Source organism: Novosphingobium sp. YAF33 (assembly GCF_052113265.1).
Lineage (GTDB): Bacteria > Pseudomonadota > Alphaproteobacteria > Sphingomonadales > Sphingomonadaceae > Novosphingobium.
On record NZ_JBFRCW010000002.1, the window covers coordinates 416,321 to 435,186 of the forward strand.

Here is an 18,866-nt window from a genome sequence, read left to right on the forward strand (position 1 = left end):
TCTAATGCAGCGAGAGATAGTTCCAGACAGGACGCAATTGCGTGAGGCTCACTCGGCGCAGTCGGCCGCCGGGATCTCTGCGGGGAAATCGGCGATGCAAGGTTGGGGTGAAAAGATGCGTTCCGAACCAAGGGCGGGATCGTCCTGCAGCAGGGCAGGAAGGCCATGACCATTTTCGCCATCCGCCTTTCTCCCGAGCTTGCGGCTGCTCTGGCGCCGCTCAAGAAGGCCCTCGTGCCGGTTCTGGCAATCAGCAGCATCTACAACGTGCTGCTCCTCTCCGGCTCCTTCTTCATGCTGCTGGTCTACGACGATGTGCTCCCCAGTCGCAGCGTCCCTTCGCTTGTCAGCCTGCTGGCGCTGGTGATCGTGGCTTATGGGTTCCAGGCCCTGCTCGACGTGACGCGCGGCCGCATCATGGTCCACCTTGGATCTTTCTTCCTGAAATCGGTGAGCGACCGGGTGCTCGACGTGATTTCCCGCTACGAACTCTCCCGCGGCGCCATGCCCCAGGGCACGCAGATCGTGCGCGACGTGGAAACCGTGCGCGCCTATCTCTCGGGGCCAGGGCCGCTTGCCATTCTCGATCTGCCCTGGATCGTCGTCTATTTGCTCGTGCTCAGCGTGTTCCACTGGAGCATCGGCCTGCTTTCGCTGGCGGGAGTCGGCGTCCTGGTCGCTCTGATGCTTGTCAACAACCGCATCACGGCGCCACTGGCGCAAGCCACCATGCGAACCTCTGCCAGCCGATACGGCCTGGCGGAGACCACGCGGCGTAACGCCGAAACGCTCAAGGCCTTGGGCATGGCGAGCGCCCGCCGGCAACAATGGGATGTGCTGGAGGCCGAATACCTCCAGGCAAACGACCGGTTTTCGTACATTTCAAGCACGCTCAGCGGCCTGACCAAGTCCTTCCGCATGTTCCTGCAATCGGCCACGCTGGCACTGGGCGCCTTCCTCGTGATCGAAGGCAGCGCAACCGGCGGCGTGATCATCGCCGGCTCGATTCTTTCGGCCAGAGCGCTGGCGCCGGTGGAGCAGGTGATCTCCAACTGGAAAGGCATGATTGCCGCCCGTCTGGCGCTCGCGCGGATGAAGGAGCTCTTCGAAGCGCTGCCGAACAGGATCGAGCCTTTGGGTCTCCCGCAGCCCCAACGCGATCTCGAAGCGAAGGCCGTTACGGCAGCCCCACCCGGCTCGCAGCGCATCACGCTGGCGGAAGTGTCCTTCACGCTATCGGCCGGAGACGCGCTGGCCGTCGTCGGTCGCAGCGGATCGGGAAAGACCTCGCTGGCCCGCGTGCTCTGCGGGGTCTGGCCAGCGCTTCGCGGTTCGGTGCGGCTCGACGGTGCGACGCTGGATCAATGGCCGGCAGACCAGATCGCGGACATCGTGGGCTATGTGCCCCAGGCTATCGAATTGTTCGAAGGCACGATCGCACAGAATATCGCCCGCTTTCGGGAGCCGCCGGACCGCGATGCCATCATCCAGGCAGCGCAGGCGGCGGATTGCCACGAACTGATCGTCCGCCTGGAGGGCGGATACGATTACAGGATCGGCCCACAGGGCGGAGGCCTGTCTGCGGGGCAGCAGCAACGCATCGCGCTTGCCCGCGCCATTTACGGAAACCCCTTCCTCGTCATCCTCGATGAGCCGAACAGCAACCTCGATCACGAAGGCGAAGCGGCATTGGGCACGGCGATCAAGGGCATTCGCGAGAGAGGGGGCATCGTGATCGTCGTCGCGCACAGGCCCAGCGTGGTTGCCAATGTCAGCCACATCATGGTGATGAACGGCGGCCGCATCGAACGCTTCGAAACGCGCGCCGAATTCGAAAAGCGCATGCGGCCACCTCGCCCGCTGGAGAAGAGCGGAGGCCCTGAAGCGCCGAGCGCAGGCGCCCGAAACCACCTTACACCGGCGAATGTCGAGGCAGCGACTGAAAGCCCCGCCGTTGTCGTGGAGATCAAGGAATGATCCCCGCCACGCATCCGCTGCACCCTGCCCCGCGCCCTCTCGCACTTTCGCAGACTGCTACATGCGCTGCAGATCCTGGACTGTCACAGCTCGTCCGCCTGGGCCTGATCTCCATCGCCGTATTGGTGCTGGGCCTTGGCGCGTTGATCACCTTCCTGCCGATGGCTGGCGCGGTGATCGCGCCGGGAGAAGTGACGGTGGAATCGCATGTTAAGGAGCTTTCCCACCCCTTCGGCGGCGTGGTCGCGCAAATCCTGGTGAAGGACGGTGATGCGGTGCGCCAAGGGCAGCCCCTGATCCGACTCGACAGCAGGGTTTCCGGTGCCGTGGCGGAATACACCGGGCTCAGCCTGAACCAGCTCCTCGCCAAGGCGGCGAGGCTGCGCGCGGTTCAGGCAGGCGCCGGAGACATCGACTTTCCCCGGGAGCTGGAGGACAAGCAGGCCGGCGACCCCGGCGTCCGCACGATCCTGGCGGACGAGCGCCGCAGCTTTCGATTGGCCAATGCGGCAAGACGCGACCAGGTGGGCCAGCTTCGTGCCCGCATCGCGCAGACCCAGGCCGAGATCGCCTCGTTCAGCAGCCAGGCCGGCGCCTATCAGCGTCAGTCCGCCCTGGTTCGGCAGGAATTGCAGCAGACCCGCGAACTCTACGAGAGCAGGCTGACGACGCTGGACCGGCTCAATGCGCTGGAACGATCTGCGGTGGGCGTGGAAGCGCAGCAGTCCACCGCCCGATCCGGCATTGCCGAAACCTGGGCCAGGATTGCCGAGCTACGCGCCCAGATCGTCTCGGTGGAAAGCACCGCCCGCAGCGAGGCAGCGCTTGAACTGGCGCAAGTGCAAGGCGCCATCGCGGATCTTCGCAAGGAGAGCGTGGCCGCCAGCGATCAGAACGACCGAACCGTAATCCGCGCGCCGCAGGATGGAACTGTCGACAAGCTGCAGACGCGGACAATCGGCAGTGTGGTGCGCGCCGGAGAAACATTGATGGAGATCGTTCCTTCGCACGATCACCTGGTCGTTCGTGGCCATGTCCGCCTGACCGACATCGACAAGGTATCCAGGGGGCAAACGGCACACTTGCGCTTCACGGCGCTGAATGCCCGCACGACGCCCGAGCTGGCAGGAAAGGTCACGCAGGTTGCCGCCGATCGCACCGTGGACACGGCCACCAACAACACTTTCTATCCTGTGACTATCGCCATTTCGGACGCAGAATTTCGCAAACTTGGAAACGCGCGCATTTCCGTGGGTATGCCGGTCGAAGTGTTCATTCAAACGGAACAGAGAACCATTCTGCAATACATAATTCGCCCCCTTTCGGATCAATTCAGACGCGCACTGCGAGAGTAATCGCGTATGAAGGATGCAAGGTTTCACTGAGGACATCTTAAGAATTTACTCAGTGAAGACCGACCGTTCCGATAGCTGTTCAACACTGCCTCTCAGCACTTTCCCAAATCCATCGCCCGCCAAACCGCTCCCCTTGCAGGGCGCTACTTCCGAACGCGGACAAGCTCCGCATTCGATGCGCTTGCATGAAACAAGGCCCCTGTTGATGCGCCATATGATCGGAGGCCTGGTGACGTGCGGCATGGCGCTATGGCCGAGCCTGTCTTTCGCACAGGCCATAGGTTCCGGCACGTCGATCGTCATTTCGCCCCAGCTCGATCGAGACGATGCTGCCGGCGCGCGCGTCGAGCCCGAACTCGTCCCGCAGCCCGTTCGCGCCGGAGTTTTCGCTATCCAACCAATCGTCTCGGTGGTCGGCGGCTATTCCAGCAACGTGTTCAATCGCCGCGACGCACGATCCGATGCCACGCTTTTCGTGATGCCCGCTCTCCGTGTGACCACGGACCTTGCTCCGCATCGTCTGGACTTTCGCGCAGGCAGCACCATCCGCCGTTTCGAAAGGTACACGTCCGAGAACAGCGAAGAGTTCGACCTGGCCGGCGAGGCCGATGTGGAATTTACGAACCATGGCCTGATTACCGCCTCCGCCAGTGTCGCGCATCTCATAGAGCCGCGCAGCAGTGTCGGCACCGCGGTCGACGCCGCGGAGCCGGTGAGCTTCCAGCGCCTGGACGGGTCCTTCGGTCTCGACCTGCGCTTCGGCAGCTTCCGCCTTGCCCCCTCTGCGGGCTACCAGCGCGTGACTTACGATCCCTTGTCACTCGAGGGCGGCGCAAAAGTCGACGAGTCCTTCCGGGATACGGAAGCCGCCCGCGGAACCGTGAGGATCAGCTATGACTTCTCGGACCTTGTCTCCGGTTTCGCGTCGGGATCGGTCTCGGATATTCGCTCGACCGCCTCGGCGAAGGATGCTCGCCGCGACGCGCGCGGCATCTCGGCCCTTGCCGGACTGAAGGGCGCGCTGACGCCGCTACTCTCCGGCGAGATCGCGGTGGGCTATCAGTCGCGCCGCTACGAGCTACCGATCTATCGCGACTTTTCCGGCGTCACCTTCGCCGCCGACCTGCAGTGGTATGTAACCCCCTTGATGACGCTCCGCCTTGAAGGCGATCGCTCGTTCCAGAACAGCGGCTTCCGGGAAGTCGCAGGCATCCTTAACGACCGGATGTCCCTGACCGGATACTATGATCCCCTTCGCAACTTGCGCGTCGCTCTGTCGGCCTCTTACGAAAGAGGACAGTATCGCGAAGTCGACACTCGCACAGATCGGACGACACTTCGCTTCAATACCGAGTATCGGCTCAGCCCGCGGCTGTCATTCGGCGGATACGTCACCTTCATTCGGCAAGCCGTCCATGGAACGCCGCTCGTCAGCGCATTCACCTCCGCCAGCGCGGGGATCGGCATCTCGGTAACGCCATGACCCGCCATTGCAGCAAGGAGTGCATTGCTTGAACCTTCCCGCGATCTACCAAGCGTCCGGCGCGCTCCCTCAGGTTTTTCCAGAATCGGCCAGCTCTTATCGCTATTCCGAAGATCAGATCACCGTGCGCACCCTGTTCGCCATGCTGCGGCGGAGGCGGGAAGCGTTCTTTCTGACCCTGGCCATATCGGTTCTGGTCGCCCTGCTCTGGACCACGGCGCTGCCGCGCACATATTCCTCTGCGGCGGACGTCGTGATGATCACGGCACCGAAGCAGGTCCTGCCGCATGATCCGGAAGAAAGCGGCGTCCCGCCCCTCGTCCGGTCAGAGGATGTGGAAACCCAGATCCAGTTGATCACCTCGCGCCAGATGGCCGCTCAGGTTCTCGAAGCCACCGGCCTTCTCCGGGATCGGGACTTCGCCGAGGACGTTGCGGCGCCGCGTTCGGCGCTCGACAACCTGCTCGCCTCGATGGGCTTCCGGCGAAGCACGCAGCTTCCGGTGCTCTCGTCGGCGGTCTTGCGCGAGCAATCGATCACTTATCTGCTGAAGCATCTGAACGTTGCGCGGATCGGCGATTCCTTCAATCTCCGCATCTCGTTCACGGACTCCGACGCCGCAAGGACCGCAAGCGTCGCCAATGCCTTCGCGAAACTCTACACCACCGACGATGCACGCGAACTCGCGCGGAACAACGCCACCGCCGCGCAAGTCCTGAAAAGCCGCGTGGACGAATTGCGCAGGGTGGCGAACGATGCCTTCGCCGCGGTGCAGAGCTATCGCATTCGCAACGGTTTGCTCAGCTCGGCGGCCACCAGCCTGACCGAACAGGAAATCTCCACATACAACCAGCAGATCGCCCAGGCCCGCGCCGAGGCCGCGCGCGATACCGCCGCACTGTCCAGCGCGCGCCGCCAGCTGCATTCGGGCGGGGCGAACGATGTGGGCCAGGGCGTCAATTCCTCCGTCGTCACGTCACTGCGAAGCGAACGAGCGCAATTGGTCATCCGGGAGCGGGATCTGTCGCAGCGCTATTTCGACAGCAATCCGGATCTCGTCACCGTCCGCCAGCAGGTCGCGGATATCGACCGCCAGATCGCTGCCGAAGTCTCGCGATCGATCAGGGCCCTGGAGAGCACCGCCGATACCTCTGCCCAGCGCCTTTCGTCCCTGCTCGCCAGCCGCAGCGGCACGCGCTCGCAGCTCAGCGCGGACAACTCCGCACTCGTGTCGCTGGCTGATCTGGAGAAGCGCGCCGAAGCGACCCAGGCGCTCTATCAGTCGTACCTCCAGCGTTACAATGCGGTGGTCGCCGGAACCGGATCGGAGCAACCCACGGCGAGGCTGGTGTCCTCGGCCAATGTCCCGGTCCTGCCGATTTCGCCCAGCCTGCCGATGAACCTGGCGCTGGGTCTTGTCCTCGGCGTACTGGTGGGTGCCATGTTGGCAGTCCTTTCGGAATTGTCCTATCGCGGCTTCACCACCCTGGACGATGTCGAGAACCGCCTTGGAGTCCGGGCACTGGGCTTCATTCCTGCGCATCGCTCTGTGGAACCGCACGGAGGGACGCCGCTCGACACCGTCCGGGAACATGCGAACGGCGCATTCTCGGAATCTCTGCGCAATGTGATCGTTTCGGTCCGCCAGACGGGAACGCGCTCAGGCAAAGTCATTGCGATCACGTCGGCCCTGCCCGGTGAAGGCAAATCGACCATCGCCTCCTGCCTCGCCCGTTCGCTAGCCATGGCGAACGAACGTGTCGTCGTCGTCGATTGCGATGTCATCCGCGCGCAATTGAGCAAGCAGTTCGGGCTCAACCAGGGCGAACCGGGTCTTTACGAAGCGCTGCACTCGGAAAGCCGGGACATCGCGCATTACCCGGACCCGGAATCGCCCTTGCGCATCATTCCGATTACCCGCGCCTTCCCCAAGGGTGAGCGCCTGACCGAGCAGGGTCGCCTGCACCGCGTCGTCGCCCGCCTGCGCGAGGAGTTCGACGTGATCGTGCTGGATTGCCCCCCCATCCTGCCCATCGCGGAATCGCGCGAGATCGTCTCGCGTACCGACAGTGTGATTCTGGTGGTGCATTGGCGCAAGACGATGGACCGGGTGGTCAAGGCCGCAGTCCGCCAATTGCCCGCACGCGCCCTCAAGGGCCTGGGGATCGTCCTCAACAAAGTGGACATGAAGAAGCAGGCACGCTTCGGCGGCAGCGACATCTCCAGCTTCTATAAGGATTATCGGGGTTATTATTCATGAACCGCATGCCTTCGCAATTTGGCCGCGTGGCACTGATCCATTACTGGCTGGTGTCGATGCGCGGCGGAGAACGCGTGCTGGAGCGCCTGCTCGATCTCTTCCCCCAGGCCGATGTCTTCACTCACGTCTACGATCCGGACCGCGTGTCGCAGAAAATTCGCGCGGCGAAGGTCCGGCAGACGTTCATCGGCGCCTTGCCGGGTGCCCGCAGACACTACCAGAAGTACCTCCCCTTCATGCCCATGGCTTTGGAGGAACTGGATCTTCGCGGGTACGACCTCATCATCAGCAGCGAATCCGGACCGGCAAAAGGCGTGATCGCCAATCCCGACGCGCTCCATCTCTGCTATTGCCACTCACCGATGCGATACTTGTGGGATCACTACCACGACTACAAATCATCCGCCGGGAACCTGAGCCGATTGCTCATGCCATCGATGTTCCACCGTCTTCGGCAATGGGATGTCAGTTCGGCCAACCGGATCGACGGTATAGTGGCGAACAGCAGCTTCGTGGCGCGCCGTATCCGCAAGTCCTGGGGGCGGGACTCTGCCGTGGTCCATCCGCCTGTCGCCGTGGACGCGTTCCATGCCTCGCCTGAAATCACGGAACGCTATCTCTGGATCAGCCAGATGACGCCTTACAAGCGGGCGGACATCGCCCTGGAGGCCTTCAACCGATTGGGGGTGCCGGCGCTGATGGTGGGGGACGGCGAGATGTTCAAGGCCGTCGCCGCCAGGGCGGGGCCGAACGTGGAAGTGCGCCAGCGCTTGTCGTTCGAGGAGTTGAAGCAAGCTTATGCCACGGCCAAGGCGCTGGTGTTCACGCCTGAGGAAGACTTCGGGATCGTCCCGGTAGAGGCAAACGCATCCGGGCGCCCGGTCGTGGCTTTCGGGCGAGGCGGAGTGACCGACTCCATCGTCGATGGAGAAACCGGGCTGTTCTACCGCGAACAGAGCGTCGATTCCCTGTGCGATGCCATTCGCAGACTGGAAGGCTGGCTTCCTTCCTTCCGGCCCGAAACCGCCATGAGGAACGCCCGCCGCTTTGCGCCGGACGTGTTCGATCGCGGCATATTGCAAGCGCTGGACGCGCTGCGTCCCTCTGTTGAACGCGTGGCCTGACGATGGCCGCGCCATTCTTTCCAGGAGATTTCATGGCAAAACGATCGCTGGTGCTGGTCTTGAGCGCCCTGCTGGCAGGCTGCGGCGTGACGCCCACGACTGAACTGCCGCCCGTCGGCGCCGCCCCGCAAGGGTTGGCGGCGGGCGACAGGCTCAAGCTGGATGTCTTTCGCGAAAAGGATCTGTCGGGCGAATATGTGGTCAATGACGAAGGCAATCTCAGCCTGCCCCTGGTGGGCAGCGTGAAGGCCGCCGGCAAGACCCTTCCCGACTTGCGGAAGGAACTGACGGTCCTGCTCAGCGAAGGCTATGTGCGCGACGCCCGGATCACGCTCGATGTCGTCAGTTTCCGCCCGATCTACATTCTGGGGGAAGTTCAGAAGCCAGGGGAATACAGCTTCGCGGAAGGCATGTCCGTCTTCGCGCTTGTCGCCAAGGCCGGGGGCTTCACGTATCGCGCCAATCAGGGAGTGGCGCATATTCGTCATTCGAACGAGACGTCCGAGCAGTCCTACCGGCTGACCAGCGGCGCGGCGGTGCTGCCCGGGGACACGATCCGCATAGGCCCCCGGTACTTCTGATCGGAAATCCGACGATGGATCGCGAGATAGACCGCGTCGTGCTGCTGCACGACTACAGCCAGGCACTGGGTGGGGCCTCCCACCTGGTGCAGGTCTTGCTGGAGGGATTGTGTGCACGCGGCATCCCGGTGACGTTCATGGCGGGCGATACCGGGCGCAATTTCACGCGCAGCGACGTCGAATTCATCCCCCTTCACGGCAAGGCACTGCTGGAGCGGTCCAGCCTTGGCGCACTTACGGCGGGGTTCTTCAATCCGCGCTCTCATTTGCGGCTGAGTGCGTGGATCGAGCGGAACGACACGCCGGGAACGGTCTATCACCTTCACGGCTGGTCCAAAATCCTCACGCCCGCCGTCTTCGGCGCCTTGCGCAAGGTTTCGCAGCGCGTGATCCTTCATGGGCACGACTACTTCAACGGATGCCCGAACGGGGCGTTCTTCGACTATCGGCAGGACCAGGACTGCACTCTCGCCCCGCTTTCCCGCCCCTGCCTTCGCCGTCAGTGCGACAAGGCGTCCTACGGCCGGAAATTATGGCGGTCAGGCCGCGAAGTCGCTCGGCGAAGCGCACTTTCGGGCGGGACGAACGTGAACCGGATGCTGCTCATCCATCCGGGGCAGGCCGAGGCTTTCGCCCGCGCGAACTGGCCCCGCCACAAGCTGGCGGCCTTGCGCAATCCCGTGACGCCTTTGACGGCAGAGCGTGTGCCCGCAGAGCGCAATGCCGGGGTGATATTCATCGGCCGAATCTCGAAGGAAAAGGGAGCGGACCTGGCAGCGAGCGCTGCCGCCCGGGCGGGTATTCCGATCACGTTCGTGGGTGAGGGCAGCGAGCGGGATATCGTCCAGCGGCTTAATCCCCAGGCGGTTTTCCTGGGGCGGCAGGACCGTCGCGGCATGGCGCAGGCGGTTTCCACGGCGCGCCTGGCGGTCATGCCGAGCCGCTGGGCAGAGCCATTCGGGCTCGTCGCACTCGAAGCCATCGGGTCGGGTGTGCCCGCCGTGATCAACCACCGCGCACTGATCGCCGAGGAAGTGGCGGGCCATGGGTTCGGCCTGTCCATCGATACCGGCAGGATCGACCTCTTCGCGGATGCCCTGCTCGAACTGCACCGGGATCATGATCGGGTCGGCCGGATGTCGCGAGCCGGACACGCGGGATACCTTGCGCTTTGCAACACGCCGGAGGACTGGATAACGCAGACCATCGGCCATTACCGCGGCGTCCTGGCCTTATCCGAAGAGAAAGACGGAGCCGATGCCGCGCCGCCAAGGCCAGCGACAATGGCGCACGGGCCAGAAGCCATCCCGGCTCTCCGGAGACCAACGGTATGAAGCAGCCCTATGCCGATGCGTGAGCCGTCCTGCAACCGCGCCGTTTACCCGGTGGAGCTTCAGATCGAGCGCCTTGCCGGGGCGGGATCTGGCAAGGCGGCGCATGCTCGCGCGCCGGACCGTGCCCACCAGGCGCGTTCGATGATCGGGAACCTCGTCCGCGCTTCAAGGCCTGGAATAGCGGCATTCTGGCCGCAAAGCGCGGGGTCAGTGCAGGCTGCGTGCCTGCTGCCAGCGCCGATAGCCCAGAACGGCCAGTCCCACCATCGCCGCATAGAGGCCGGCCGTCAGCCACAATTCCTTGAAAACGAACATGCCGACGTAGAGCACGTCCACCAGGATCCAGAGCAGCCAACTGGCCGCGTGGCGCCGGGCGGTCCAATACTGTGCCACCAGGCTGAAGCTGCTCAGCCCCGCATCCATCCAGGGCAGCGCGGCATTGGTGAAACGGCTGGTGAACCAGCCTATGGCGATGGCCCCCACGGCGCCGGCCGCCAGCCCGATCAGCGCCCGGCCCGGCGGCAGCGGGCTGACGATCACCTCTCCGGCGTCGTCCTTGCCGCGCGCCCACACGGTCCAGCCATAAACGATGGCGATTCCGAACAGCGCCTGCAGTACCATGTCGGAATAGAGCCGCACGTCGAGGAACAGCTTGAAATAGAGCGCGCAGGCTAGGAGGCTGACCGGCCAGCACAGCAGTTGCCGCCGCGCCGTAAGCCAGATGCCCAGGAAGCTGACCGCAACCGCCGTGATTTCCAGCGCCGACATCACGCCGCCACCCCCTGGTCGATCGCCCGAAGGAGGGCCTGCCCGGAAGCGGAAAGAAACCATTCGGCATGACCGAGCAGATAGTCCTGCCATGCCATGTCCGCCTGCGCGCGGTCGTTCAGGATACCGGCGAAATAGTCGGCCTCGGACAAGGCGAACTCGATGTGCACCAGCGGCAGGAGCCGGGTGAGCGTCTCCACATCGGTTCGGCTCAGGGGAAGTACCGCATGGTATCCAGCAAGGAGCGTCTGGGCGGCCTGCGCATCCGCCGTGAAATCACCGCTCCGGGGCTCCAGCCAAGCCACCGCCGTCCGCTCGATCGCGGTGGCGAGATCGTGCAGCGCGCAAGTCCGCGTCGCCAGCCCGAAGTCGATGACGCTGCTTACACGGCCATCGGCAGACCAGAGCAGGTTGGAGGGATGCCAGTCGTTGTGCGTCCACAGCGACGGTTGCTGCGCCAGCCGCGTGGAGAGCCCGCCTGCCTGCGCCGCGAAAAGACGCGCCAGCGCGCCGCGCCAGGGCTTGTCGGCCAGGTAACCGGCCAACGCCGGGCGGGCGGAGACATAGGCTTCGGCCGCCGCAAGCGGGTCCGAGGCCGGCAGGATGGTGAAGCTGGCGACGAGCGGATGCTTGCCCCGCGGAGCCGCGCCGAAGTCGCGCGCTGCCAGATGCAGGCGCGCCAGCGCAGCGCCCGCCTCGCGGGCATGGCCCGCGGCGAGGAAGGGCGTCCAGGACTGGCGATCGCGGTAGAGATCGATCCCCTCCGCCCTTCGGAGAAGCTCGTAAGTCCACTCGCCTTGCGAGACGATGCCGGCCCCTTCGTGCCCCAGTCCATCCTGCCCCAGTCCATCCTGCCCGCTCCCATCCTGCCCGCTTCCCACTTGCGCGGCGACGACTTGCGGCACGGCCAGTCCTGCGCCGCGCAAGTGGGCGATGAAGGCATGTTCCTCAGCCAGGGCGGCGGGCGAACGGACCCGGCGATGGTGGCGCTTGAGAAAGAACGCCCCGCGTTCCGTCTCGACCAGGGCGGCGGTCGAGAAGGGTCGCGGCGAATGCCAGCGCAGCGCGGCAGCGCGCCCAGCGAGCGGGAAATGCGCAAGCACCATTTCCGCCTCATCCGGCGTGATGGCGGGCCAGGCCGGGGCTTCCAGCGCCGTGCCCATGCCGTGGACGAGATGAGGCGCCGCGCCGCTCACGATCAGAAGGCGCGGCTCAGCGTTGCCACGAAGGCGCGGCCGCTTCCCACGTAATAGGCCGGCGCCGCGCCCGAAATGACCGTGCCGCCACGGCCCACCGTGTCCTGAGCATTGGTGCTGACGGCATAGACGCCGGACAGCACATGCGGGTTGGTCACGTTGATCGCGTTGAGCCGCAAGTCCATGCGCTGCGCATCGATCAGCCCGGCCAGGTGCACGCCCACCGAGAGGTCGAGCGTGGCGTAGCCCTTGATACTCTCGTCGTTCATGAACGTGGCGTACTGGCGGCCCACGTATTTCAGCGCGGTGCTGCCGAACAGGCGGCCATCGTCGTACGTGCTGCCCATGGCGAACTGGAAGCTGGGGCTGGAAACCGCGTGCTTGCCCTTGGTAGGYAGGAAATCGCCGCCGACCGGCAGGTCGTCATCGAGGCGCGCATGCAGATATTCGCCCGAGAGATAGACGCTGACACCCTTGGCCGGGCGATAGTCGATCTCGCCGTCCAGCCCGTAGGAGGTCTGGCTGCCGCCGTTGACGGTGGAATTCACCAGGGCGCCGCCGCTGTTCACCACCGTGGCCACCTGCCGGTTGCGGAAGTGGTAGTGGAAGGCCGTCAGCGAGAAGGACAGGCTGGGGCCGATGTAGCGATAGCCCAGTTCCTGCGAGACCGAGTACTCGTTCTTGAGGCTCGTCGTGCCCGCGCCCACGATCTCGCCGCCATAGTAGCTGTTGTAGAGCGCGAACTCGTTGGGCGTGCGGAAGCTGGTGGTGATATTGGCGAACAGCTGCTGCCGGTCGGTCAGGGTATAGTGCAGGGCCGCGCGGGGCAGCGCGGCGAAGCTGTCCGTGCGCACGGTCTGCTGCGGCCCCGGCAGATAATTGCGGCCATTGCGCAGCACGTCCACGCCCTTGAAGCCCAGATCGACGACGAGGCGCGGGGTCACGGTGATGCTGTCGGCCAGGAAGAAGGCCTTGGTGACCGTCTCGGTCCGGGCGTTCTCGTAAGCGAGCAGGCGGCCGTCGGCGGTGCGGATAGCCTCGTCCTGGTAGCCCCACTGGTCGAACGGGTGGCCTTGGGCATCGATCGAGGTGTAGGACTGGGTGACGCGGTCCGTGCCGTAATCGAACCAGAGCCCGGCGGTGATCCGGTGCGCGCCGGCCTCGAAAGTCAGCTTGCTCACATCGCCCACGCGGAACTGCTTGCCCGTCCAGTTGCCGAGCACGGTGGCCACGCCGTCCACGGCGCCCGGCAGGGTGATCGGCTGGACCAGTTCCTCGGTGCCCAGGAAATTGCCGGTTTGGCTGAGCTGCGTGCCGTAGGGCGCATTGCCGTGGCCGAGCTGGAGATAGGCGCTGCTGTCGAACGTCAGCCGGTCGTTCAGCTTCAGGTGCACCGGGGCGGCGGCATAGAAGTTGCGGAACGGCGCACGGTAGAGGCGCCAGTAGTTCGTCCCTCCCAGGCTGCCCGAGGCGCCCGTCGGATCGTAGCGCTCATCGTGATTGAAACTGCGTCCGGCGGCCTGCCAGTCGGCCATGGTGGGGCTGGGATAAGCGGAAGTCTTGGCCTCGTTGAACGAGAGCGACAGGCTGGCGCGGTTGCCATCGCCCCATTCGCCCAGCAGCTTGGCATCGACATGCTGGCGCTGGTCGTAGCCCGCGCCGCGCCAGTTGTCCGCGCGGTTGTTCGAATAGGAAACGAAAGCCTTGAGGCCGGTCTTGCCGATCGTGCCGGTATCGAAGCGCAGGAAGGCGCGGCGCTGGTCGTAGGACCCGACCGAGAGATTGACCAGGCCGCCCATCTCCGGCCGGGGATCGTCGAGCGAGAGCGAAAGCAGCCCTCCGGCGGCGGCCACGACCGGCGCGTCGATGTCCACCGCGCCCTGCGCCAGTGTGATCTGCCGCACGTTTTCGGCATCGGCGAACTGGGAGGGATAGGCGTAGAAATAGCCAATGTCGTTCTGCGGCGCGCCTTCCATCAGCACGCCGATCTGGTCCTGCCCCAGGCCGCGCAGGGTCAGGCTGGAACTGGTGGAGAGGCCGTAAGGATCGCTGGAGGAGACATTGGCGCCGGGGAGGAGATTGACCAGCTGGAAGGCATTGAGCGTGGGTGCCTGCTTGACGATGAAGTCGGTGGAGATCGCGCTGACGGCCTTGGGCGCGGTCTGGTCGGGCAGCAGGCCCTCGGGATCGGGGTGGCCGATCACTTCGATGCTGCCGGGCGCGGCGTCATCGCGCGCATCCGCTTCGGTTTCCGCCATGGCGGAAGGCGCGAGGAACAGGGCCGGGAGAGTCAGCATGGCATGGCCCATGCAGCGGGAAAGGGTATTCATTGCGTCGCGTCCACTCCAATCGGAGGGACAACGGTTCTGCCGCCAGCCCTCCCTACGCCGGTACCAACCGGATCAGGTTCAGCGGGTCGTGGTCTGCTGACCACCTCTCAGCCGCGCGTCAGCGGCCCCCCGGGGATGAGCCGCCTCTAGGCGCTGAAAGGCGCCGTGGGAAGGGCCAATCGCATGGCAGCGCCCCCGCGGTGCGCGGCGCAACTTGGCGTTTCGCACCGGCCAGATTTTCTATCGCCGGACGGCCCGCGCTTGCTTGACGGCGGCGCGCTCTGCCCGAATAACCGGAGCACGGGCGTCCGGTCGGCGATACCCGTCATCGCACTTTGTCGACCCGCGGCATTTGATCGGGATGCAGCTTGCTCCGCGTTACCAACCGCTAAAGCGCGCGATGCTGGGGCGACAACGCCAAGCGTCGTGATCCCTCAGCAACGAGGTGAAAACGATGGCTTCCCCGAATTCCGGCGACACGAGCGCCGCCGATTCCCGTCCCGGCGGCGCGCTCTCCCTGGCCACGAGCGGCGGACCTCCAGCGGCGGGCGATGGGCAGGCGGCGGACGGCGCCGCCACCCCCGATGACGACTTCTGGAATGTCGAGGACATTGCCGGCGAACTCTCCGAAATCCGCCGCAACCGGCGCGCGGAAGGCCGCCAGCATGCCGAGCACGGGGCCGAGGGCTTCCCTTCGCGCGTGCGGCTGGCGAAAGTGGCGGAGGAACTCTGCGGGGCGCTGTTCCCGCTGCGGCTCGGCCCGGACTTCGTGCGGCGTCACAATGAAGCGACTTTCGTCACCCAGTCCCTGCAGATCGCGCTCAGCCGGTTGCAGGCGCAAGTCCGGCTGGAACTGCTCTATGCCGCAAAGGAGGCGCGGCAGGCCGTGGAGCAGCGCGCCGACGCGCTGGTGCTGGAATTCTCGCGCCGCCTGCCGGATATCCGCCGCCTGCTGGACCTCGACATCGATGCCGCCTTTCGCGGCGATCCGGCCGCACGCAGCCTGGACGAAGTGCTGATCTGCTATCCCGGCCTGCTGGCGATCATCCACCACCGGCTGGCCCATGCCCTTCACGGGCTGGGTGCGCCGCTGGTGGCGCGCATCCTCTCGGAAATCGCCCATGGCGCCACCGGCATCGACATCCACCCCGCCGCCCGGATCGGGCGCGGCTTCTTCATCGATCACGGCACAGGCGTGGTCGTGGGCGAGACGGCGATCGTGGGGGACAATGTCCGGCTCTACCAGGGCGTCACCCTGGGCGCGAAGGACTTCACGACGGAGAGTTCGGGCGCACTGGTCCGCGCGCTGCCGCGCCACCCCATCGTCGAGGACGACGTGGTGATCTACGCTGCCGCCACGATCCTGGGGCGCGTGACGATCGGTAGGGGCTCGGAGATCGGCGGCAATGTCTGGCTGACGCACAGCGTACCGCCGTATAGCCGGGTATCGCAGGCTCGGGCCCTGGTAACGAACGGGCAGACCGGCAACGCGGTGCCCCCGCCCACGCCGCTCAACTGAGCGGCCCCGACGGCGGGCGCGCATGGGAAGCCCGGGACCGCGGCGCAGGATGCACCGCGGCGCCGAAGCTCATTGTCAGAACAGCACCAGCAACCCGCGCGAGGGGTCTACCAGGCCTTCCCAGATCATCTTGCCGGCGACCCAGAGGATCACGAGCAGGCCGACGTAGGCGATCCAGCGATAGCGCTCGATCACGCGCGCCAGCAGGTTGGCGGCAAGACCCATCAGGGCCACCGAGAGGATCAGGCCGATGGCCAGGATGCCGGGATGGTCGCGCGCGGCACCGGCCACGGCCAGCACGTTGTCGAGGCTCATGCTGATGTCGGCCACGGCCACGGCCCAGGCCGCCGCCGCGAAGGAACGCGGCGCGGCGCTGGCGACGGGATCGCCCTCTCCGCCCGCGTCCTCGCGCAGTTCGCGCCACATCTTCCACGCCACCCAGACCAGCAGCAGGCCGCCGGCGAAGACCAGGCCGACAAGCTGCATCAGCTGGGTGACGACAAGCGCGAAGGCGATGCGCAGGACCAGCGCGGCGAGCACGCCGATCAGGATCACCTTGCGGCGCATGGCCGCGGGAAGTCCGGCGGCAAGGGCGCCGACGACGATGGCATTGTCAGCCGCCAGCATCACGTCGATCAGCACGACTTGCCCGAAGGCGGCCAGCGCCGTGGGCGAGCCGAGGTTGGAGAAATCGGCAACGATGTGCTGCCACAGGTCGGTCATGTGGTATTATCCCTGTTGGTCTTGGGGGCTCCTCCAGGCGCCGCGAGCGGCAGCCAGGAGAAAGTCCGGATAGGTCCAGCCGCAGGCGGCGGCGGCAATGGTGGAAAGGCTGTCTTCGTCCTCGCGCCCGGGCCTGCCGGCCCCGGTCAGGTTGGGCTTGGCGTTGACGTCGAAAAGGAAATAGGCGCCCTGGGCATCCGCCCGGCAGTCGATCCGCATGGTCGCGCGGATTTCGAGGAGCGCAGCGGCCTTTTCGCAGGCCGCCGTGACCGCGGCGATGGCGGGATCCGCGCATTCCCCGGGCGTCATCGCGGCGCTGTTGCGGCTGACGGGCACGTCACCGTTATAGGGCGCCACATCGCCGATCTGGTCGAAGCGGCGCACGGGCGGCAAGGCGAAAGGACCGGCTTCGCCCGCGCGGCAGGCGGCGGGCATGACGGTAATGGTGATTTCCTGACCGGGCAGGAACTGCTCCAGTATGATCGCCGCGCCGAAGCGGCGGCTTTCCGCCAGTTCGCGAACCTGCTCGGCCAGTTCCTCACGCGTCCGCGCCACGCCCACGCCCTGGCTGCCGCGTCCGCGCAAGGGCTTCACCACGATCGGCACGGCCTGCGCGAAAGGCGCGAGCTGGGCATTGAGATCGCCGTCGCCATCGATCAGCCAGGACCGCGCGACCGGCAGGCCCGCGTCGAGCAGCCGGGCATTGGTGGCGGCCTTGTCGTCGATCTCCTGCATGGCGCGGGGGTCCGGCCCGACGACCCACGCTTTGCGACTGGCCGCCTCGATGGGGTGGCCGGCGAAGACCACGGTATTGGCCCATAGCAGCGTTGCCCCTGCGTTCAGCGCGGCGGCGATGCCTTCCTCGGTATCGGGCCAGACCCAGTCGAACACGCGGGTAGGGTCGGGGTCTGCCACCGGCGTCGCCAGGGTGCACCCGGCGGCGAGGAGCGCCACGCCGATGTCCGCCCCGCTGTCCGAATAGCCGCCGGGCTTGGCTTCCTTGCGCGCGCCGTCGATCACTGGCGGTTCGAGCGCCTGGTAGAGGATGGCGATGGTCTGTTCGCGGGGGTCGGGCACTGGGGTCATCGGGGGGCTCCCATGATGCGGAAGGAAAGCGGCGCGCCGACGATGACCAGCATCACGCGCACGAGGTGGTGGACGATGACGAAGCCCGCCTCCAGCGAGAGGCTGAGGGCGACCATGCTCATTTCCGCGACCCCGCCGGGTGAATAGGCCAACGCGACAAGCGCCGGGTTGAGCCCCGTAGCCCAGCCGATCGCAAAGGCCCAGCCGAAGGTTATGACAAGCAGGATCGCCGTCGATCCGGCCGCCAGCAGCAGGGTGCGCGCCAATGTCGCCAGGTCGAGGCCGACGAACCGGCAACCGATGGTCGCGCCAAGGCCGACTTGCGCGGCGGCGACGGCCCAGGCGGGGATGTGGAAATCGGAAAGACCGGTCAGGTGCACCAGCGCGCTGACGAAAAGCGGCCCCATCAGGTGCCATGCCGGCAGGCGCAAGGTCCGGCCGAGGAGGCTGCCGACGACCGCGCAGCCAAGGCCCCAGAACAGCAGCGGCCAGCCGGTCGCTTCCGTCGTCACCGGTGCGGCAAGCGCGGTCACGAACGGGGGCGCATGGACGTCCGCCTCGAAAGCCCGGATCAGGAAGGGCAGGATGAAGACCACCAGGAAGATCCGCGCGCCGTGGATCAGGCCGACCATGCGCTCGTCCGCGCCGCGTTCGGAGCCCATCAGCACCATTTCGGCAATGCCGCCGGGCATTCCGGCGAAATAGGCGGTCGGCGGGTCGAAGCGGGCGACGCGGCGAAAATAGATGACGCAGAGGAACGCGGCGCTGGCAAGAAACAGCGGCAGCAGCGCGATGGGCACGATCCACTCCGCCGCCTGTGTCATCAGGCCGGGATGGAAAGCACTGCCCAGCACCACGCCGATCACCGCCGACATCGGGCGGCGGGTGGCGGAAGAGGCGGCTATCGGCAGGCGGGCGATACTGCCCACCGCGCAAGCGATCATCGCGCCAAGCACCCAGGGCAGCGGCGCCCCCACCGCCCAGAACAGCGCGCCCCCCGCCGCGCCCAGCGCGAGCGCGGCAAGAAAGCGCAGGATCATGACCGTAATGGTGATCGGCCCCGGGCTGGTCTTCGGCTTCGGCTTCGTTTCCGTTTCCGTTTCCGTTTCCGTTTCCGTTTCCGTTTCCGC

General features: G+C 65.8%; 14 protein-coding genes and 1 riboswitch. Of the genes, 8 read left to right on the forward strand and 6 right to left on the reverse strand.

The window, feature by feature from the left end; genetic code table 11:
• Nucleotides 1-165: 165 nt before the first annotated feature.
• Genes AB4Z00_RS06030 through AB4Z00_RS06060 form a run of 7 tightly spaced genes read left to right on the forward strand, consistent with a single transcriptional unit; the run spans nt 166 to nt 10,114 of the window.
• Nucleotides 166-1,977: a type I secretion system permease/ATPase gene (locus tag AB4Z00_RS06030; protein ID WP_134093435.1), complete on the forward strand. Its 1,812-nt coding sequence runs from the start codon at nt 166-168 to the stop codon at nt 1,975-1,977.
• Nucleotides 1,974-3,332 carry an HlyD family type I secretion periplasmic adaptor subunit gene (locus AB4Z00_RS06035; protein ID WP_442045309.1) on the forward strand — a complete coding sequence of 453 codons (1,359 nt, stop codon included), beginning with the start codon at nt 1,974-1,976 and terminating at the stop codon, nt 3,330-3,332. The genes AB4Z00_RS06030 and AB4Z00_RS06035 overlap by 4 nt, the downstream gene beginning before the upstream one ends.
• A gap of 52 nt (nt 3,333-3,384) precedes the next feature.
• Entirely contained in the window at nt 3,385-4,815 is a 1,431-nt protein-coding gene (locus AB4Z00_RS06040) for an outer membrane beta-barrel protein (RefSeq protein ID WP_442045310.1), read from the forward strand.
• 19 nt (nt 4,816-4,834) lie between these two features.
• Nucleotides 4,835-7,075 carry a GumC family protein gene (locus tag AB4Z00_RS06045; RefSeq protein ID WP_442045311.1) on the forward strand — a complete coding sequence of 747 codons (2,241 nt, stop codon included), beginning with the start codon at nt 4,835-4,837 and terminating at the stop codon, nt 7,073-7,075.
• Nucleotides 7,072-8,199: a glycosyltransferase gene (locus AB4Z00_RS06050; RefSeq protein WP_442045312.1), complete on the forward strand. Its 1,128-nt coding sequence runs from the start codon at nt 7,072-7,074 to the stop codon at nt 8,197-8,199. The genes AB4Z00_RS06045 and AB4Z00_RS06050 overlap by 4 nt, the downstream gene beginning before the upstream one ends.
• Nucleotides 8,200-8,231: 32 nt before the next feature.
• Nucleotides 8,232-8,780, forward strand: coding sequence for a polysaccharide biosynthesis/export family protein (locus tag AB4Z00_RS06055; RefSeq protein WP_132267508.1), 549 nt, complete (start codon nt 8,232-8,234; stop codon nt 8,778-8,780).
• A 14-nt stretch (nt 8,781-8,794) separates the two neighbouring features.
• The gene (locus AB4Z00_RS06060; protein ID WP_442045313.1) at nt 8,795-10,114 is read left to right on the forward strand and encodes a glycosyltransferase family 4 protein; all 1,320 of its coding nucleotides are present in this window, start codon (nt 8,795-8,797) and stop codon (nt 10,112-10,114) included.
• Between the two features lie 207 nt (nt 10,115-10,321).
• Here the strand turns inward: AB4Z00_RS06060 and pnuC are convergent, their stop codons facing one another.
• Genes pnuC through AB4Z00_RS06075 form a run of 3 tightly spaced genes read right to left on the reverse strand, consistent with a single transcriptional unit; the run spans nt 10,322 to nt 14,336 of the window.
• Nucleotides 10,322-10,882: a nicotinamide riboside transporter PnuC gene (gene pnuC, locus AB4Z00_RS06065; RefSeq protein WP_442045314.1), complete on the reverse strand. Its 561-nt coding sequence runs from the start codon at nt 10,880-10,882 to the stop codon at nt 10,322-10,324.
• Nucleotides 10,882-12,078, reverse strand: coding sequence for a phosphotransferase enzyme family protein (locus AB4Z00_RS06070; RefSeq protein WP_442045315.1), 1,197 nt, complete (start codon nt 12,076-12,078; stop codon nt 10,882-10,884). The genes pnuC and AB4Z00_RS06070 overlap by 1 nt, the downstream gene beginning before the upstream one ends.
• Nucleotides 12,079-12,080: 2 nt before the next feature.
• On the reverse strand, nt 12,081-14,336 hold the full coding sequence (locus AB4Z00_RS06075) for a TonB-dependent receptor (protein ID WP_442045473.1): 2,256 nt from the start codon (nt 14,334-14,336) through the stop codon (nt 12,081-12,083).
• A 104-nt stretch (nt 14,337-14,440) separates the two neighbouring features.
• A riboswitch (TPP riboswitch) is annotated at nt 14,441-14,550 on the reverse strand.
• 312 nt (nt 14,551-14,862) lie between these two features.
• Between AB4Z00_RS06075 and epsC the strand changes: the two genes are divergently transcribed.
• Nucleotides 14,863-15,927, forward strand: a complete 1,065-nt coding sequence (gene epsC / locus AB4Z00_RS06080) for a serine O-acetyltransferase EpsC (protein ID WP_442045316.1) — start codon at nt 14,863-14,865, stop codon at nt 15,925-15,927.
• A gap of 75 nt (nt 15,928-16,002) precedes the next feature.
• Here epsC and AB4Z00_RS06085 read toward each other — a convergent pair whose 3' ends face one another.
• Genes AB4Z00_RS06085 through AB4Z00_RS06095 form a run of 3 tightly spaced genes read right to left on the reverse strand, consistent with a single transcriptional unit; the run spans nt 16,003 to nt 18,776 of the window.
• Nucleotides 16,003-16,650, reverse strand: coding sequence for a YjbE family putative metal transport protein (locus AB4Z00_RS06085; protein WP_132267520.1), 648 nt, complete (start codon nt 16,648-16,650; stop codon nt 16,003-16,005).
• 6 nt (nt 16,651-16,656) lie between these two features.
• Nucleotides 16,657-17,736 carry an ATP-binding protein gene (locus tag AB4Z00_RS06090; RefSeq protein WP_442045317.1) on the reverse strand — a complete coding sequence of 360 codons (1,080 nt, stop codon included), beginning with the start codon at nt 17,734-17,736 and terminating at the stop codon, nt 16,657-16,659.
• Nucleotides 17,733-18,776, reverse strand: coding sequence for an AbrB family transcriptional regulator (locus AB4Z00_RS06095; RefSeq protein ID WP_442045318.1), 1,044 nt, complete (start codon nt 18,774-18,776; stop codon nt 17,733-17,735). Before AB4Z00_RS06095 ends, AB4Z00_RS06090 begins: the two co-directional genes overlap by 4 nt.
• Between the last annotated feature and the right edge of the window lie 90 nt (nt 18,777-18,866).

Coding starts and splice junctions, on each gene's coding strand:
- AB4Z00_RS06030 (WP_134093435.1), top strand. CDS start 166: ATGACCATTTTCGCCATCCGCCTTTCTCCCGAGCTTGCGGCTGCTCTG.
- AB4Z00_RS06035 (WP_442045309.1), top strand. CDS start 1,974: ATGATCCCCGCCACGCATCCGCTGCACCCTGCCCCGCGCCCTCTCGCA.
- AB4Z00_RS06050 (WP_442045312.1), top strand. CDS start 7,072: ATGAACCGCATGCCTTCGCAATTTGGCCGCGTGGCACTGATCCATTAC.
- AB4Z00_RS06055 (WP_132267508.1), top strand. CDS start 8,232: ATGGCAAAACGATCGCTGGTGCTGGTCTTGAGCGCCCTGCTGGCAGGC.
- AB4Z00_RS06060 (WP_442045313.1), top strand. CDS start 8,795: ATGGATCGCGAGATAGACCGCGTCGTGCTGCTGCACGACTACAGCCAG.
- pnuC (WP_442045314.1), bottom strand. CDS start 10,882: ATGTCGGCGCTGGAAATCACGGCGGTTGCGGTCAGCTTCCTGGGCATC.
- epsC (WP_442045316.1), top strand. CDS start 14,863: ATGGCTTCCCCGAATTCCGGCGACACGAGCGCCGCCGATTCCCGTCCC.
- AB4Z00_RS06085 (WP_132267520.1), bottom strand. CDS start 16,650: ATGACCGACCTGTGGCAGCACATCGTTGCCGATTTCTCCAACCTCGGC.
- AB4Z00_RS06090 (WP_442045317.1), bottom strand. CDS start 17,736: ATGACCCCAGTGCCCGACCCCCGCGAACAGACCATCGCCATCCTCTAC.
- AB4Z00_RS06095 (WP_442045318.1), bottom strand. CDS start 18,776: ATGATCCTGCGCTTTCTTGCCGCGCTCGCGCTGGGCGCGGCGGGGGGC.